This window comes from Pseudoalteromonas rubra (assembly GCF_005887095.1).
Classification (GTDB): domain Bacteria; phylum Pseudomonadota; class Gammaproteobacteria; order Enterobacterales; family Alteromonadaceae; genus Pseudoalteromonas; species Pseudoalteromonas rubra_E.
This window is the reverse complement of record NZ_PNCI01000019.1, coordinates 179,159-195,644: the sequence shown is the minus strand read 5'-3', so window position 1 is coordinate 195,644 and position 16,486 is coordinate 179,159. Positions and strand designations below refer to the sequence as shown.

Annotated in this window: 14 protein-coding genes; 4 read left to right on the top strand and 10 right to left on the bottom strand. The window is 46.7% G+C overall.

The features are described from left to right. Positions 1-150: 150 nt before the first annotated feature. The 3 genes from CWB99_RS10300 to CWB99_RS10290 form a co-directional block, all read right to left on the bottom strand. A complete protein-coding gene (locus CWB99_RS10300; RefSeq protein ID WP_138553657.1) occupies positions 151-639 on the bottom strand; it encodes a hypothetical protein in 489 nt (162 codons plus the stop codon). Positions 640-764: 125 nt separating this feature from the next. Then, positions 765-1,145 carry a hypothetical protein gene (locus CWB99_RS10295; RefSeq protein ID WP_138553658.1) on the bottom strand — a complete coding sequence of 127 codons (381 nt, stop codon included), beginning with the start codon at positions 1,143-1,145 and terminating at the stop codon, positions 765-767. Positions 1,146-1,244: 99 nt separating this feature from the next. Continuing rightward, the gene (locus tag CWB99_RS10290; RefSeq protein ID WP_138553659.1) at positions 1,245-1,967 is read right to left on the bottom strand and encodes a TRADD-N-associated membrane domain-containing protein; all 723 of its coding nucleotides are present in this window, start codon (positions 1,965-1,967) and stop codon (positions 1,245-1,247) included. A gap of 346 nt (positions 1,968-2,313) precedes the next feature. On the opposite strand from CWB99_RS10290, the gene CWB99_RS10285 reads away from it, so the two are divergent. From CWB99_RS10285 to CWB99_RS10275, 3 genes are all read left to right on the top strand, one after another. Continuing rightward, the gene (locus tag CWB99_RS10285; RefSeq protein ID WP_138553660.1) at positions 2,314-2,655 is read left to right on the top strand and encodes a phage integrase N-terminal SAM-like domain-containing protein; all 342 of its coding nucleotides are present in this window, start codon (positions 2,314-2,316) and stop codon (positions 2,653-2,655) included. Positions 2,656-3,560: 905 nt separating this feature from the next. Then, positions 3,561-3,767, top strand: a complete 207-nt coding sequence (locus tag CWB99_RS10280) for a hypothetical protein (RefSeq protein WP_138686206.1) — start codon at positions 3,561-3,563, stop codon at positions 3,765-3,767. Positions 3,768-3,812: 45 nt separating this feature from the next. Next, complete coding sequence (locus CWB99_RS10275; RefSeq protein WP_138686205.1) at positions 3,813-4,271, top strand: hypothetical protein; 459 nt, start codon at positions 3,813-3,815, stop codon at positions 4,269-4,271. Positions 4,272-4,301: 30 nt separating this feature from the next. On the opposite strand, the gene CWB99_RS10270 is transcribed toward CWB99_RS10275, so the two are convergent. From CWB99_RS10270 to glnS, 3 genes are all read right to left on the bottom strand, one after another. Beyond that, positions 4,302-4,598 carry a hypothetical protein gene (locus CWB99_RS10270; RefSeq protein ID WP_054016895.1) on the bottom strand — a complete coding sequence of 99 codons (297 nt, stop codon included), beginning with the start codon at positions 4,596-4,598 and terminating at the stop codon, positions 4,302-4,304. Between the two features lie 65 nt (positions 4,599-4,663). Further along, positions 4,664-6,511: a protein kinase domain-containing protein gene (locus CWB99_RS10265; protein WP_138551250.1), complete on the bottom strand. Its 1,848-nt coding sequence runs from the start codon at positions 6,509-6,511 to the stop codon at positions 4,664-4,666. A gap of 120 nt (positions 6,512-6,631) precedes the next feature. Next, the gene (glnS, locus tag CWB99_RS10260) at positions 6,632-8,293 is read right to left on the bottom strand and encodes a glutamine--tRNA ligase (protein ID WP_138551251.1); all 1,662 of its coding nucleotides are present in this window, start codon (positions 8,291-8,293) and stop codon (positions 6,632-6,634) included. Between the two features lie 253 nt (positions 8,294-8,546). Between glnS and CWB99_RS10255 the strand changes: the two genes are divergently transcribed. Beyond that, positions 8,547-9,617: a DUF3083 family protein gene (locus CWB99_RS10255; protein ID WP_138551252.1), complete on the top strand. Its 1,071-nt coding sequence runs from the start codon at positions 8,547-8,549 to the stop codon at positions 9,615-9,617. 265 nt (positions 9,618-9,882) lie between these two features. Here the strand turns inward: CWB99_RS10255 and sucD are convergent, their stop codons facing one another. From sucD to CWB99_RS10235, 4 genes are all read right to left on the bottom strand, one after another. After that, complete coding sequence (gene sucD / locus CWB99_RS10250) at positions 9,883-10,755, bottom strand: succinate--CoA ligase subunit alpha (protein WP_010381473.1); 873 nt, start codon at positions 10,753-10,755, stop codon at positions 9,883-9,885. After that, the gene (gene sucC / locus CWB99_RS10245) at positions 10,755-11,921 is read right to left on the bottom strand and encodes an ADP-forming succinate--CoA ligase subunit beta (RefSeq protein ID WP_125782083.1); all 1,167 of its coding nucleotides are present in this window, start codon (positions 11,919-11,921) and stop codon (positions 10,755-10,757) included. Before sucC ends, sucD begins: the two co-directional genes overlap by 1 nt. 186 nt (positions 11,922-12,107) lie before the next feature. Then, complete coding sequence (gene odhB / locus CWB99_RS10240; protein WP_138551253.1) at positions 12,108-13,592, bottom strand: 2-oxoglutarate dehydrogenase complex dihydrolipoyllysine-residue succinyltransferase; 1,485 nt, start codon at positions 13,590-13,592, stop codon at positions 12,108-12,110. 10 nt (positions 13,593-13,602) lie between these two features. Beyond that, entirely contained in the window at positions 13,603-16,416 is a 2,814-nt protein-coding gene (locus CWB99_RS10235; protein WP_138551254.1) for a 2-oxoglutarate dehydrogenase E1 component, read from the bottom strand. Positions 16,417-16,486 lie beyond the last annotated feature (70 nt).

Here is a 16,486-nt window from a genome sequence, read left to right as displayed (position 1 = left end):
ACTAACTTGAAAAACACCGGTACGGTGAATGCATATTTTTCCCTAGTCATGCTAACGCCCGCATATGCGGAACAAAATGCTTGGCTATAATTGGTGAGGCACGAACCAAGCCAAGCTTTTTGGTTCCGCTCATAATGCGCTTTCTAGATTTTAATTTTGCTTGAGCTCAACTTTTTCAGAAACAAGCACACCTGTTTCTTTGTTTTCTACCCAAACGGCAGAGTATTCTTTGCTGAGGGTTCCTTTTACAACATAATCCGTATAACGCTCTGGTACAAAAGTGATATTCCCCCTAACCGAAAGAGTCTCATTCGTTAACGTTTGTATTGGCGCTGCATAAATCGTAGTGCCAACGATAGTAAATGTAGCTTTTTGAGACGGAACTACTGTTTCTAACAAATTTGTAGTTAAGTGAAAACCTTGTCCTTGGCTTGAATTCCGTGTAGCCATCGCTGCATTGTATATTTCTTTGTTATTAACCTTTTCTAAATAAAACAAGTGCGTGCCACTATCTTCGGTTTTATTTTCTGAGCTTAAAAACAAAGACGTCGCTCCATCGTAATCTTTTGGAATAGGGGAATGTAGCGTTGCGCAACCCGTGATAACAATAGCTAACAAAAATATAAATATATTCTTCATGCTTGAATTGTTCCTATAAAGCTCCACTAAATCTAACGCTTCAATAATGAGTTAGCAAGGTATGGCGTGGCGGTTGCGAATGCAAGTAGCATGACATGCCCTGATAATCTTCATTCATTGACTTGTTAGGTGTTCCTGTAATGCCACTCCATTGTAAGCAGTTCATCATTACCTTCGAGACCACCAATAGAGACATAAACCATAACCTCTTTTTTGATTTTACCACCGATAGAGACAATCGATTCAAATGGTTCCTTCCAGTTCTTTTCTTGCTCAAAGAACACATACATTTCACCAGTAAACCGAACTTGATTATTGTCTAATACTTCAGCTTTTAATCCAGAAACCCCATCGTACCAGATTCCTTCATTGAGCTGGTCCGATAGAATTTCAGCAGCAATGTATTCAAATGAAGAAGAAATCATTGCTTTGTATAGATCAAATACCTCACCGCTTATCAGGCGTTCGATATTTAGGACAAATCTGTCAATTGCTTCGGATCTCAAGGAACACCTAACGCCCAAATAACAGGCTAATAAAGCTTGGCTATAATTGTGAGCGCAGCGAACCAAGCCAAGCTTTATTAGCCCGCGTTGATTTGTTTGTTAAGGTTCGCTCGAAACCTTACCTGTAAGAAAAGTAGGTAAATCAATTTCTTTAGGTTTTAAGCCTGCCATATGAAGAGCCATTTGGGCTTTTACCGCACTTTTTATTTGGATGTCTTCAATTGATTCCACAATAGCTTTAGCATTTCTCATTTGGTTGTCAGTTCTAAGTCTATCGTATAAAGCTGTAGCTCTTTCTCTTGTTTGCTCGGCTTGACGAAAGAATAGTAAAGCTACAGCATCAATAATAACGCCAGGTAATATTTTTAAAACGCTAGCTAGATTCTCAACAGTAATTCCACTTGCTGAGTAGATAATAAAACCAAACCCAGTAGTGGCAGCTGCAACACTAAACCAAAATTGAACTTTGGCTTGAGAAAGCGCTTGCTGATGATAGCCTGTAACTAAATCTTGAACTAGTTCAGCGTCGCCAGCATTTTGGTTGTTTATTACCAGATCTCCAACAATTTTTAGGTTTTTAGATGCAGCTTCTTGAAGTTCTTCAGGCGTTTGTTGGTCTTTAGGCAGATGTTTTACTATTTCTGATACCGCTTTGGCGCGAGCTTCTTCCGCTTGAGCTAAAACAGTATTGGCGATGTCAGATACCTTTTCTTTTTGTATCTTGTCCTGCTCTGTTTTCTTACTTGCAATTAAATTTGTAAAAAAACCAGCAATCACTGTAATTAATGCTGCAACCACGGATAAAAGCGTTGAATCTAGCACGGTATTTCCTTGTGAACCTTAACAGCTTATTAGCGTGAATACCGGTTAGATCCAGTTCCTGAAACCGTACAGATCCACAGCTAAATTATTTTATTCATAATAAGAACAAAAACCTACCACCATTGCTCTCATTGCTCAAGCCAAAATGGTTTTGTTGAAACCGAGCCTTGTTCATAGCGAGACTTGGGGTCTCGTTATGTAAAACGGCTAACACAATAAATTTCAATGGGTTAACAAGGCAAGCGGCATAAACGAGACTTGAAAGCGCGGAGAAAACGAGAAATTTGACTTGATAAATAGCCGCATTCACTCATACCTGTATAAATAAACAGCATTCGGAGTAGAGATGTCTTATTCACCTTTTTTGGAGTCTGTACGCGTAGAGCTCAGGACCAAACACTACAGTCCGAAAACAAAGAAAAGCTATCTGTACTGGATAAAAGGCTACATTTTATTCAATGACAAAAAGTATCCTGATGAGATGGGCAACAGGGAAATAGAACGTTTTCTCAACCACTTGGCCGTTAACCGGGCGGTGAGCGCTGCAACGCAAAATCAAGCGCTGTGCGCCATCATTTTTTTGTACCGTTTTGTTATAAAACGAGACATCAAAGGGTTAAACTATTCATTCAGTAAGCGAGATATCGCGTTACCCACCGTTTTGAGTGCAGATGAAGCTTATCGTTAAGTACTTTATCCAGGAGCTTGTTAAAGAAAAGGGTGACTTTTTGAAGCGCATCGCAGTAGGACTTTGCTGTTTTGCTGGCGTAGCTTCGATAGGCAAGTTCCAATTGAGCTTGTTCAATCAATGTATTCATCACTCTCCTCGGTTCATCGTCTGGGGTTATCCCCAAGGTAAGAGTGACTGAGATGGTGAGGTCTGCTATCTCCGCGTAGCGGCTTAATTCAAAGCTCAGCTTAGGGGCAACAGCCGCTTGTTAAGAGATGGCATCTACTTCATCTTTTCTTTCGCTCTCCAAAAGAGGTTGCACCATATATAACGCAGAAGAATACCGTTGCTAAAACATAGTACCTGGCAGACCCATCCCACAGGCTTCGATACAGCTCGACCTCATTTACTTTCTCACAAATTGAGAGCGATTCAATTATGCAACTCTCTAGTCCTGCCATAACCCGTTCAGCATAACTTATTTGATAGCCAAGCATAGAAATACACCACACAGCTACTCCGATACTAAATACGGAAATTACCTTTCTGTTACAGCTTAGTTGCCTGAACATTTTGAGCTTACTCTTTTAGTCACATAACGTTTTAGTATTCATGCGTACGCATAGTCGCTTGTTGAACTTGGCCGCTACCTGCACGCCGTATCCGGCTGGTGTGGTTTATGCTTCGGGAATTTGCTTTTGATGAGTAACTTTTGCTGTCAACCGTTTGTGATTTAGGCCGCTACAACGTGGCTCTTCCTCTGCCTGAACAACATTATTTATGCGTATCATTAAACCCACTTTTTTCCTATTTGGCAAGGTGTTGTGATTTCGAGACGGGATGACGGAGCTGTTTGTCGGGTTCGTCTTTATCGAGGAACTGCTTGTGGTGTTCAAGTAGATCCCGGCTCGCATGCGTCCGGGATGACGGAATTGCTTGTTAGGTATGTCTTTATCGAGGAACTACCGCGTTATATTCAAGTAGATCCCAGCTCGCAAGCGTCCGGGATGACGGAGTTGCTTGTCTGGTTTGTCTGTAACGAGGCACAGCTGCGTGGTGTTCGGGTAGATCCCGGCTCGCAAGCGTCCGGGATGACGGAGCTGTTTGTCGGGTTTATCTTTATCGAGTAACTTCTGCGTGGTGTTCAAGTAGGTCCCGGCTCGCACGCGTCCGGGATGACGGAGTTGTTTGTTAGGTTTGGCTGTAACGAGGAACTGCTGTGTAGTGTTCAAGTAGATCCCAGCTCGCAAGCGTCCGGGATGACGGAGTTGCTTGTCTGGTTTGTCTGTAACGAGGCACAGCTGCGTGGTGTTCGGGTAGATCCCGGCTCGCAAGCGTTTGGGGTGACGGAGCTGTTTGTCGGGTTTGTCTGTAACGAGGCACAGCTGTGTGGTGTTCAGGTAGCTCCCGGTGCGCACGCGTCCGGGATGACGGAATTGCTTGTTAGGTATGTCTTTATCGAGGAACTACCGCGTTATATTCAAGTAGATCCCAGCTCGCATGCGTCCGGGATGACGGAGTTGTTTGTCGGGTTTGTCTTCATTAAGGAACTACTGCATGGTGTTCTGGTAGATCCCGGCTCGCACGCGTCCGGGATGACTAATAAGTGCAAGTGTATAAAACAGGGTAAGTGACTAAATGCTGATTGGAAGATCAGCACCTGATCACTTATCCAACCCATAAAGGGCATCGGCCGTTTTGCGTAAGTCGACTTCATCGATAAAGTCGTCGCTGAGCGTTAGAATGGCATTAAGGTTGTTTTTAAGCTTTTCCTGGCTGATACCATTGGGTTTGAGCGCGGTTTGCAGCAGATGCAGCGACATGTCTGCCAGCAGCAGTTTTTGCTTTTCTGTCCAGTTGTCGTCGCCCTGTTTGGCGCTGTCTTGTAAAATGGCCTGCTCTACTTCGTCGTGCATGCTCCAGCTTAGTTTGAGCAGCTCTCGGCGTGTTTCCTGATCCATGTTTCCCTCCGGTTGTAAGCTATTTATCTTGGCGGAGGATGGGCCGATGTGCAACGTGCGTTTTGTTATATCTTAGTCGTAGATGATTCACTTTGAGTTTCTGCAGCTTTCGGATCTTTGGGATAAAAATGGTCTGGCTGTCTGGCGCATAACGAAAATTCACGGGTATTTTTGTATGGCAGTTTCATAAAACCTGCGACACCGAAGTCCTGAATGCTCATGGCGTATTGCATAATGCGGGTCAACAGAGTTTTAAACTCCCGCTCTTTGCTAGCATCTAGCAGGCAGTAGTAATGGTGAATTTTAAGGCGGTCGTTGAGCGATTCAAAGATGATACAGCCGGTATGGTGGATCTGGTTAAGCTCAAATACACACTGCACTATCTGCCGTGGTAATTGCAGTTGCTCGTCGGGGTCTTTTCCATCTTCAAAGTAGGAATGGGGGCGCGCAATTTCACTGGTGCCAATGTCCGATACGGTATACTGCAGCTCAGGGACGTGGTCAAAAATAAACGCGCCGGTACCGTCGCGCTGAAGTTGTATGGTTTGTCTGGCATCAAACAGGCAGCATTTAAACAAGCCCTTTTGTTCTATCCCCTGTGCCAGCATCACGGTGGCATTTACCGCATCGGTAAAAGCACTTTGCAAAGACTCATCATGCAGCACCAGACTGGACTCCACAAACAATGAAGCATCCTTCCAGTGAAAGCTCAGACCACCTACTACCGGATACTTTGCCAGCCGGCTGATGGATGCCAGAAACGCTTTTTCACTGTCGCCGGTGTCGAACAGGAATTCTTTATAGTAGCGGTCAAGCTGAGCGTCGTTCACGTCCAGCAGTTGCTGATTATGATCGGCCCGGCGTAAAAACTGTTTACGAGAGCTGTAAACCACCGTATCTGGCTCTTCGTCGATCTCATTAAACCAGAAAGGGATGCTGGCTTTGCGAGGCGGTGTTTTTAGTTCGGGCAGATGCATGCGCGCCATGGCCGGCATGTTACGCATAAAGTAGTCGCCGGCCTGATCCCGGATGGTTTTGTCTTTGCTCAGCATTGCATCTATCATTCTGGCAAAGGCTTGTGGCAAGCCTAAGCTGGTTGCCGGGATCACGGCAGCACCAAAACGGCAGGACTGGGCACTGGCCAGCGCGTAAATGGTGGATGCCACACCCTGCTCGTCAAAACGCGGCGAAGAGCGCGCGCCCGACATTTGCTCGTCACCAATAAAATACACATCGCCCATCCGGGCATTGGTACTGCTGATATCGGACGACATAAGATCCATAATATTACTGGCAACGGGCTCGCCATGGGCATCCAGCTGCGCATAAACTGAACTGCCCCAGTCAACCAGCGAAAAGCTGTCTGTTGCTTGATCCCAGACAATATTAGACGGTTTAATGTCGCCGTGCACCACAGGCTGAGGCGACATGCCATTTTTGCGGTCGCGTAAGTCAACCAGCACGTTTCTGAGTTTATTGGCCAGATGCACCAGCTCATGAGGTTTAAAACGACCGTGTTTGAGCGACCATTGTTCGAGATCCTGGCCTTTGGCCCGCGCCATCATCAGGATCCCCTGCTTTTTTGCCCGTTCAAAAGCGTAAAACTCGGGGACCATGGGATTTTTAATCTGCGACAGCATATAAGCTTCGTCTTCCAGCCGGTCACGTACACTCTGAGCCAGGGTAATTCGGGAAAACTTAAACACCCATTCTTTGCCCTGCTCATCGATCCCAGCAAATACAAACCCGAATGCGCCGGACCCGATCACTTCCACATCATGATAGCCCAGCATGGTCAGCTGTTTTTGACAGATGTTGAGCCACTGACGATGTTTTTTCGCGTCTTTATGGGAGAGCAAATACACCGACTGCTGTTCATTGATGTAAAAATTATGGATCGACTTTTCTGTCATGTGCCTGTCCGTTTACGGGTATTCAGTGTTTCTAATGCAAATTATCAAATCAATTCTGAAGATCGGGCATGATAATTAAAAAAGGCCGACATAAGCCGACCTTTTTATTTATTGTGCGTGTTAGGCGTTTTCAATTTTTGCCCAGGAATCACGCAGACCAACTGTTTGGTTGAAGGTCAATGTATCGCGCTTGTTATCACGACAGTAATAGCCCAAACGCTCGAACTGGAAGCCCTGCTCTGGTGCAGCGTCTGCCAGAGACGGCTCTAGCTTAGCATTGGCGATGATTTCCAGTGACTCTGGATTCAACGTGGTTGCAAAGTCTTCCGCCGCTGCCGGGTTTGGTACATTGAACAGACGATCATACTGACGTACTTCTGCGTCAATGCAGTGGCTTGCTGATACCCAGTGGATAACGCCTTTCACTTTACGGCCATCAGCCGGGTTTTTACCCAAAGTATCGGCGTCGTATGTACAGTAAATCGTGGTGATGTTACCCGCATCGTCTTCTTCAATGCGCTCAGCTTTGATCACATAGGCATTACGCAAACGCACTTCTTTACCCAGTACCAGACGCTTAAACTTCTTGTTCGCTTCTACTCGGAAGTCATCACGCTCAATGTAGATTTCACGGGTGAACGGCAGCTGACGTGAGCCCATATCCAGCGTTGGGTGGTTAGGCGCGTCCAGCATTTCTACCTGCTCGGCGTCAAAGTTCTCAATCACAATTTTAACCGGATCAAGCACAGCCATTGCACGCGGTGCATTTTCATTCAGGTCGTCACGGATACACGCTTCCAGCATGCCCATTTCAACCATGTTGTCTTGCTTGGTAATACCAATACGCTTACAAAATTCACGGATAGACGCAGGGGTATAACCACGACGACGCAGACCTGCAATGGTTGGCATACGCGGATCATCCCAGCCTTCTACCTGACCATTCACCACCAGGTCGTTTAGCTTACGCTTTGACATCACGGTGTATTCCAGGTTCAGACGAGAAAATTCGATCTGTTGTGGATGACACTCAAGGCTGATGTTGTCCAGTACCCAGTCGTACAAACGACGGTTGTCCTGGAACTCCAGCGTGCACAGAGAATGAGTGATCCCTTCCAGTGCATCCGAAATACAGTGAGTAAAGTCGTACATTGGATAAATGCACCACTTGTCACCGGTCTGGTGGTGGTGAGCAAAACGAATACGATAGATGATAGGGTCGCGCAGCACCATGAACGAGCTGGCCATGTCTATCTTAGCACGCAATACACACTCACCTTCTTTGAACTCGCCGTTCTTCATTTTTTCGAACAACGCCAGGTTTTCTTCTGGTGAGGTGTCGCGATGCGGGCTGTTTTTACCCGGCTCTGTGAGCGTGCCACGGTATTCACGCGCCTGCTCCGGCGACAGGAAACACACGTAGGCAAGGCCTTTATTGATCAGCTCTACCGCATACTCGTATAGCTTGTCGAAATAGTTAGACGAATAGCAGATCTCACCATCCCAGTTAAAGCCCAGCCACTGCACGTCTTCTTTAATCGAATTAACGTAATCCAGATCTTCTTTTTCCGGGTTCGTATCGTCAAAACGCAGGTTACACAGACCCTGATAGTCGCGAGCTATGCCAAAGTTCAGGCAAATAGACTTAGCATGGCCTATGTGTAGGTAGCCGTTTGGCTCTGGTGGAAAGCGCGTGTGCGTACCGCCATGCTTACCGCTGGCTAAATCCGCATCTATGATATTTGTTATAAAATTTGTTGGGCGATTTTCTGCTTCCGCCATAGGAACTCATTCCTCTGAAAATTTAGTACCAGTTAACTGAGGCATTATTACAAAAAGTTAGCGCAACGAACAGCGTAAAACTAAAGCGAAAACAGATTTACTTCGCAATTGTGGCGACCTGGGCATAAAACAGCCAAATCAAAGACAAAAAGACGCGTCATTTTTATGACAAATTTTGTTCTAGCGCAATATATTCGTCACACGCTCGCACTATCATAGGCGTCAACAACAGAGGTATCGCAAGGAAAAACCTATGGCATCAATGAATCTTCACCGCGTTTATATTCCAACGAACGCACGTAACAACCATTACATTCTGGCTGAGTTTAAGCCCAGCGACGCATTCTTCGATTGCTTTGATGATGTGGAAAGCTGCTACCAACGCCTGGCCCGAAAGTTGTTTGCCATCTGCGACGAGCACGAATTATTTAACGTTCACGTCATTGCCAACGACAAACTGCCTATCGTGCGCTATCACGATGAAGCACACAGCCTGCAAACGGATAAGCAGATTTTGTTTTTTTACAATCCAAAGTATCACGAAGGTCATAAAATACACTATGAGGCGGATCATAAAGCCCGTAAAATTCGCTTATTGTTCCTGGCCACCGGCGATGAACTGCGTGCCAATGCCGCCAGCTTCCACAGCAAAGTGAAAAAAGCACTGGACGATCTGAAAGAACAATACGAGCAGCAAGGCTTGTCTTACAAAGTGCGTGACCATCAGCACCTGACCTATGACATTTTCGCTAAGGTAAAAGGCCACAGAGAAAGTTACGGCTATAAACTACGTAGCTTGTACCCGCGCTACCAGGCGCGTAACTGCACACTGCCAGAGCAGCACTCAGAGATGAGCTATGTGTCTTTCTCTATCCCGATTACCCGTGCTATCAAGACCGAGTATCAAAGTCAGATGCGCCCTGGAGATTACACGCAGTTTTATCGCAGCATTGAAGACAGCTTTTTAACTTTGTGCGATCAGCTGCAACTGACCCATGTTGGCTTTGTTGCCGATGGCCGTCAGCCATTGGTCAGAAGCAGCCAAATTGATAAGTCAGATGCGAATCGTGAACTGCAAAAACTGAGCTTTGATACATCTGCACCGGATGGTCAGGTACGCTCTATCTGGGAAGGCGAACACCTATGCGATACCATGCACTTTGTGGTGGTTGCCAGCGACAAAGATAAAAAAGACGTGGGCTACGGCAAGTTTATGAACAACGCCGAAACCATGATCCGTCGTTTAACCGGCAAGCTGCCTATTAATCCTGAGAAGCAAGACGTAATTGTGCGCTTCTTCCAGCATATCAGCTATCAGGATTAAGTCGCTTGAGCGGGGGTCTCTCCCCCGCTTCACTCACTATTCAATATACTTCCCACAAACCGCATGTGTTTATCTCTCCATAAATGCGACCTATTCGCTAACGACCTGAACACTTGCCAAAATAGTTATTGGCTAACCCGAAAATAACTACACAAACCTGGCAAGCTACTACTTTATTGTTCATCAAGATTTATAGCTGCGCGGATATGATGGCGGGATCAAAAAAGGCGCCCTTAGGCGCCTTTTTTACAAGCAGGTAAAGTGATTACCAGCCTGCTTTTTCTTTAAGTGCAGAACCGATCTCAGCTAGTGAGCGAACGGTCTTAACGCCAGCAGCTTCAAGTGCAGCGAACTTCTCGTCAGCTGTACCTTTACCGCCTGCGATGATTGCACCAGCGTGACCCATACGCTTACCTGGAGGCGCTGTAACACCTGCAATGTAAGAAACAACTGGTTTAGTCACGTTGTGCTTGATGTACTCTGCCGCTTCTTCTTCAGCTGTACCACCGATTTCACCAATCATTACGATTGCTTCAGTCTTAGGATCGTTCTGGAACATTTCCAGTACGTCGATGAAGTTAGTGCCTGGGATTGGGTCACCACCGATACCTACACAAGTAGACTGACCGAAGCCTGCGTCAGTAGTTTGTTTAACCGCTTCGTAAGTCAACGTACCTGAACGAGATACGATGCCTACTTTACCAGGAAGGTGGATGTGACCAGGCATGATACCGATCTTACACTCGCCCGGAGTGATAACACCAGGACAGTTAGGACCAATCATGCGAACGCCAGTTTCTTCCAGCTTCACTTTAACATCAACCATATCTAGTGTAGGGATGCCTTCAGTGATACATACGATAAGCTCGATACCTGCGTCGATCGCTTCAAGGATAGCGTCTTTACAGAATGCAGCTGGTACGTAGATTACAGATGCAGTTGCACCTGTAGACTCTACCGCTTCACGTACAGTGTTGAATACTGGCAGACCCAGGTGAGTTGTGCCGCCTTTACCAGGAGAAACACCACCAACCATTTGCGTACCGTACTGGATAGCTTGCTCAGAGTGGAAAGTACCCTGACCACCAGTGAAACCCTGACAGATTACTTTAGTATCTTTGTTAATTAGTACAGACATTATTTGCCCTCCGCAGCAGCAACTACTTTCTCAGCAGCGTCAGTTAGAGACTCAGCTGCAATGATGTCAAGGCCAGAGTTAGCTAGTACTTCACGACCCGCTTCAGCATTAGTACCTTCAAGACGTACAACTACTGGTACGTTTACGCCAACTTCTTTAACCGCACCGATGATACCTTCTGCGATCATGTCACAACGAACGATACCGCCGAAGATGTTAACTAGTACAGCTTTAACGTTGTCATCAGACAGGATGATCTTGAACGCTTCAGATACACGCTCTTTAGTCGCGCCGCCACCTACGTCAAGGAAGTTAGCTGGCTTACCGCCGTGCAGGTTTACGATGTCCATTGTACCCATCGCTAGGCCAGCACCGTTAACCATACAACCTACGTTACCGTCTAGCGCAACGTAGTTCAGCTCGAAGCTTGCTGCGTGAGCTTCACGCGCGTCTTCTTGTGAAGGATCGTGGAATTCACGGATCTTAGGCTGACGGAACAATGCGTTGCCGTCTACACCAATCTTGCCGTCAAGACAGTGCAGGTTGCCTTCGTCAGTGATTACCAGAGGGTTGATCTCTAGTAGTGCAAAGTCGTGGTTGATGAACATGTCAGCAAGACCCATGAAGATCTTAGTGAACTGCTTAACTTGAGTTGGGTTCAGACCTAGTTTGAACGCAAGCTCACGACCTTGGTAAGCCTGAGGACCGACTAGTGGATCGATCTCAGCTTTGTGAATTAGTTCTGGCGTGTTGTGAGCAACTTCTTCGATCTCAACACCACCTTCAGTTGATGCCATGAACACGATTTTACGTGAAGCACGGTCAACAACAGCACCCAGGTATAGCTCATTTGCAATATCAGTGCAGCTTTCTACTAAGATTTTAGCAACTGGCTGACCTTTCTCGTCAGTTTGGTAGGTTACCAGGTTTTTGCCTAACCAGTTTTCAGCAAATGCGCGGATCTCGTCTTTGCTGTCTGCCAGTTTTACACCGCCCGCTTTACCACGGCCGCCAGCGTGTACTTGACATTTTACAACCCACTTGTCACCACCGATTTTACCAGCAGCTTCTACAGCCTCTTGAGGCGTGTCACAAGCGTAACCATCTGATACAGGTAAACCATATTCGGCAAAAAGTTGTTTTGCCTGATACTCATGCAAATTCATGATGCTTTATCCAATTTTTTATACTAAAAAAGCTGAATATTTATGCAAATAATCAGCTATCCCAAATTGCGCCCATAGTATAGATCTCAAGGCCTTGTATGAAAACCCCAGTAAGACTAATGGCGCAAAAAAAAAGCTGTATGCGGACATTATGCCCGCATACAGCTTAATCTTTAATCTAGATGATTAAACGTCCAGAAGCAGACGCGTTGGATCTTCCAGAAGTTCCTTAATTGTAACCAGGAAGCCAACCGACTCTTTACCATCGATTTGACGGTGATCGTAAGACAGCGCCAGGTACATCATAGGCAAGATCTCAACCTTGCCATTGACTGCCATTGGACGCTCCTGGATTTTGTGCATGCCCAGGATTGAAGACTGTGGCAAGTTGATGATAGGCGTAGACAGTAGTGAACCAAATACACCACCGTTAGTGATAGTGAAGTTACCACCAGTCATGTCGTCAACAGTCAGCTTACCATCGCGGCCCTTAAGTGCCAGCTCACGGATACCTTTTTCGATTTCAGCAACAGATAGTTTGTCACAGTCACGTAGTACAGGTGTTACCAGACCACGAGGTGTAGATACCGCAATGCTGATGTCGAAGTAGTTGTGGTAAACGATGTCATCGCCATCGATAGACGCGTTTACTTCAGGGAAACGCTTCAGTGCTTCTGTAACCGCTTTCACGTAGAAAGACATGAAACCAAGACGGATACCGTGACGCTCTTCGAATACGTCTTTGTACTGCTTACGAAGGTCCATGATAGGCTTCATGTTTACTTCGTTGAAGGTTGTCAGCATTGCTGTTGAGTTCTTCGCTTCAAGCAGGCGGTTCGCGATTGTCTTACGCAGACGAGTCATAGGAACGCGCTTCTGAGTACGGTCGCCCATTGGTGCCGCAGGAGCTGCTGCCGCTGGCGCAGCTGCCGGTTTTGCCGCTGGTGCTTTAAGGAATGCATCAACATCTTCTTTAGTGATGCGACCGCCTTTGCCAGTGCCTTTGATTTGTGAAGCATCAAGACCTTTTTCAGCAATCAGACGACGTACAGATGGCGTTAGCACGTCTGCATTGTCATCGCTTGCAGGTGCTGCGTCTGCCTGTGCAGCTGGCGCCGCTGCTGGTGCACCACCGGCAACCAGTTTACCAATTACTTGCTCACCCAGAACGGTTTCACCTTCTGCGTGCAGTTGCTCGCCCATTACACCGTCTTCAGGTGCAACAACTTCAAGCACAACTTTGTCTGTTTCGATGTCTACCAGGTTTTGGTCGCGGCTTACCGCTTCACCAGGTTGTACATGCCAAGTTGCAACTGTAGCGTCTGCTACTGATTCAGGAAGTACAGGTACTTTAATGTCCACTTCTTTACCTTTTGCTGCTGGCGCCGCTGCTGGCGCTGCTGTTTGTTCATTTGATTGCGCTGGAGCGGCATCTGACGCGCCCAGCTGTGCGATAACTTGCTCACCAAGAACCGTTGCGCCCTCTTCTTCAGAGATAGCGACAATAACACCGTCTTCAGGTGCAACGACTTCTAAAACTACTTTGTCAGTCTCTATATCTACCAGGTTTTGGTCACGGCTTACTTTGTCACCAACGCTTACGTGCCATGTGGCCACTGTTGCATCCGCAACAGATTCAGGAAGAACAGGAACCTTAATTTCGGTCGTCATCTCTAATTCCTTATTTCTTAATAGTTAAAGCGTCAGCAATCAACGCATTTTGTTCTTTTGTATGGGTCGACATGTAGCCACATGCAGGCGCTGCTGCAGCTTTACGACCGGCGTAAGTCAACTTCGCACCACTTGGGATAGCTTCCCAGAAATGGTGTTGTGAACAGTACCAGGCACCTTGGTTTTGAGGCTCTTCCTGACACCATACGAAGTCTTTAACGTGCTGGTAGCGAGCCATGATTTCGTCCATCTCTTTGTGCGGGAACGGATAAAGCTGCTCCACACGAACGATAGCGACATTATTTAGCTCTTGCTTGCGACGCTCCTGTAGCAATTCGTAATACACTTTACCGCTACAGAACACAACGCGCTCGACGTTTTCAGGATTGATATCATCAATCTCGTCGATCATGTTGTGGAAAACACCTTCGGACAACTCTTCCAGGCTAGAGACAGCCAGAGGATGACGAAGTAAAGATTTTGGTGTCATAACAATCAGTGGACGACGCAGAGGACGTACTGACTGACGACGTAACATGGCATAAACCTGTGCTGGCGTACTTGGTACACACACTTGCATGTTGTGGTCTGCACACAGTTGCAGGTAACGCTCAAGACGCGCAGAACTGTGCTCTGGACCCTGACCTTCGTAACCATGTGGCAATAATAAAGTCAGACCACACAAACGGCCCCACTTTTGCTCACCTGAACTCAGGAATTGGTCGAATACCACCTGAGCACCGTTAGCGAAGTCGCCGAATTGTGCTTCCCACAGTACCAGTGAGGTTGGCTCTGCTGTCGCGTAACCATATTCGAACGCCAATACAGCTTCTTCAGACAATACTGAGTCATATACTTCAAACAGACCCTGATCATCACGAACGTTTTGCAACGGCAGGTAAGTCGAAGCATCAGCCTGGTTGTGAACAACTGCATGACGGTGGAAGAAAGTACCACGACCTGAATCCTGGCCGGTCAGACGGATATCTGTACCCTGATCTACCAAAGTTGCATAAGCAAGCGTTTCTGCCATACCCCAGTCAAGTAGCTTCTCGCCACTGGCCATGGTTTTACGGTCGTCGTAAATTTTCTTAACGCGCGACTGTGCTTTGTGGTCAGCCGGGTAAGTCGAAATTTTTTCGCTTAACTCTTTAAGCTTCTCAACCGGAACACTTGCCTCGTAAGCCGTGTCCCAGTCATGACCAACGTACTTAGACCAATCTGAAGAGTGCTTGGTCTCAGGCTGAATTTCTTCAACCACAATCTGACCTTTGTCCAGACCGTTACGGTAGTCATCAGCCAGCGTCTTCGCTTCTTCAGCGCTCAATACGCCTTCTGATACCAGTCTGTCAGCATAAATCTGACGCGGTACAGGGTGCTTTTTGATCTTCTGATACATCAGAGGCTGAGTTGCATTCGGCTCGTCGGCTTCATTGTGGCCATGACGACGGTAACAAACCAGGTCGATCACCACATCGCGCTTAAACTTGTTACGGAAATCAAGCGCAACTTGCGTTACGAATGCAACCGCTTCCGGGTCATCTGCGTTAACGTGGAAAATTGGCGCCTGGACCATCTTAGCGATGTCAGTACAGTACTCAGTTGAACGCGTGTCTTCCTGGTTTGATGTAGTGAAACCAACCTGGTTGTTCACCACAATGCGGATTGAACCACCCACACCGTAAGCGCGCGTCTGAGACATGTTGAATGTCTCTTGTACTACGCCCTGACCTGCAATAGCTGAGTCACCGTGTATGGTGATAGGCAGTGCTTTAGAACCACTCTTACAGTTTAGACGATCAAGACGTGCACGTACCGAACCCATAACCACCGGGTTGACGATCTCAAGGTGCGACGGGTTAAACGCCAGCGCCATGTGAACGTTGCCGCCTTGCGTTGCGAAGTCAGACGAGTAACCCATGTGGTATTTTACGTCACCAGAGCCCGCTGATTCGCCGTACTTGCCCGCGAATTCGTCAAACAGTACTTGTGGGTTTTTACCCAGTACGTTAACCAGTACGTTCAGACGACCACGGTGCGCCATACCGATGACCACTTCTTCCTGGCCACTTTCACCGGCACGATGTACCAGCTCTTTCAGCATTGGAACCAGTGAATCACCGCCTTCCAGTGAGAAACGTTTTGCGCCCGGGAATTTAGCACCTAAATACTTTTCCAGACCATCAGCAGCAGTCAGGCCTTTTAGGATGCGAAGCTTAGTTTCTTTGTTGAATTTAGGCTGTGCGAAGGTAGATTCGATGCGTTGCTGTAACCAACGTTTTTCTTCTGTTGAAGTAATGTGCATATACTCGGCACCAACAGAACCACAATAAGTGGTTTTCAATGCGTTGTATAAGTCTTTTAACTTCATTGTCTCTTGGCCTGAAGCAAAAGAGCCAACGTTATATTCTTTTTCCAGGTCGGCATTGTCTAAATCATGATAGGCCAGGTCGAGTTCGCGAACTCGATCACGCTGCCATAGACCCAAAGGATCCAGGTTTGCGTTTTGGTGACCTCTGAATCTGAATGCATTAATAAGTTGCAAAACACGAACCTGTTTTGCATCTGCCGCACCTTCTGCAGAAACGATTACTTCTCTGTGTTTGTTTTTAGCAAGGTCAGCAAACTGAGATTTGATCTCCGAATGCTTAACATCAACGTCAACGCCTTCTACCTTTGGCAGTTGATCAAACACTTCTCGCCATTCTTCTGGCACTGAAGCCGCATCATCAAGATACGCCTCATATAAATCTTCAACATATGCAACGTTGCCGCCGTATAAGTGCGAAGATTCCAGCCATGCCTTCATCACACCTTCGTGCATTTATTAGCCCTTTTTCTAGCGCAGAAACTTAAACGAAAACAAGATGGCATGCTGAGCATGCCATCTGTAG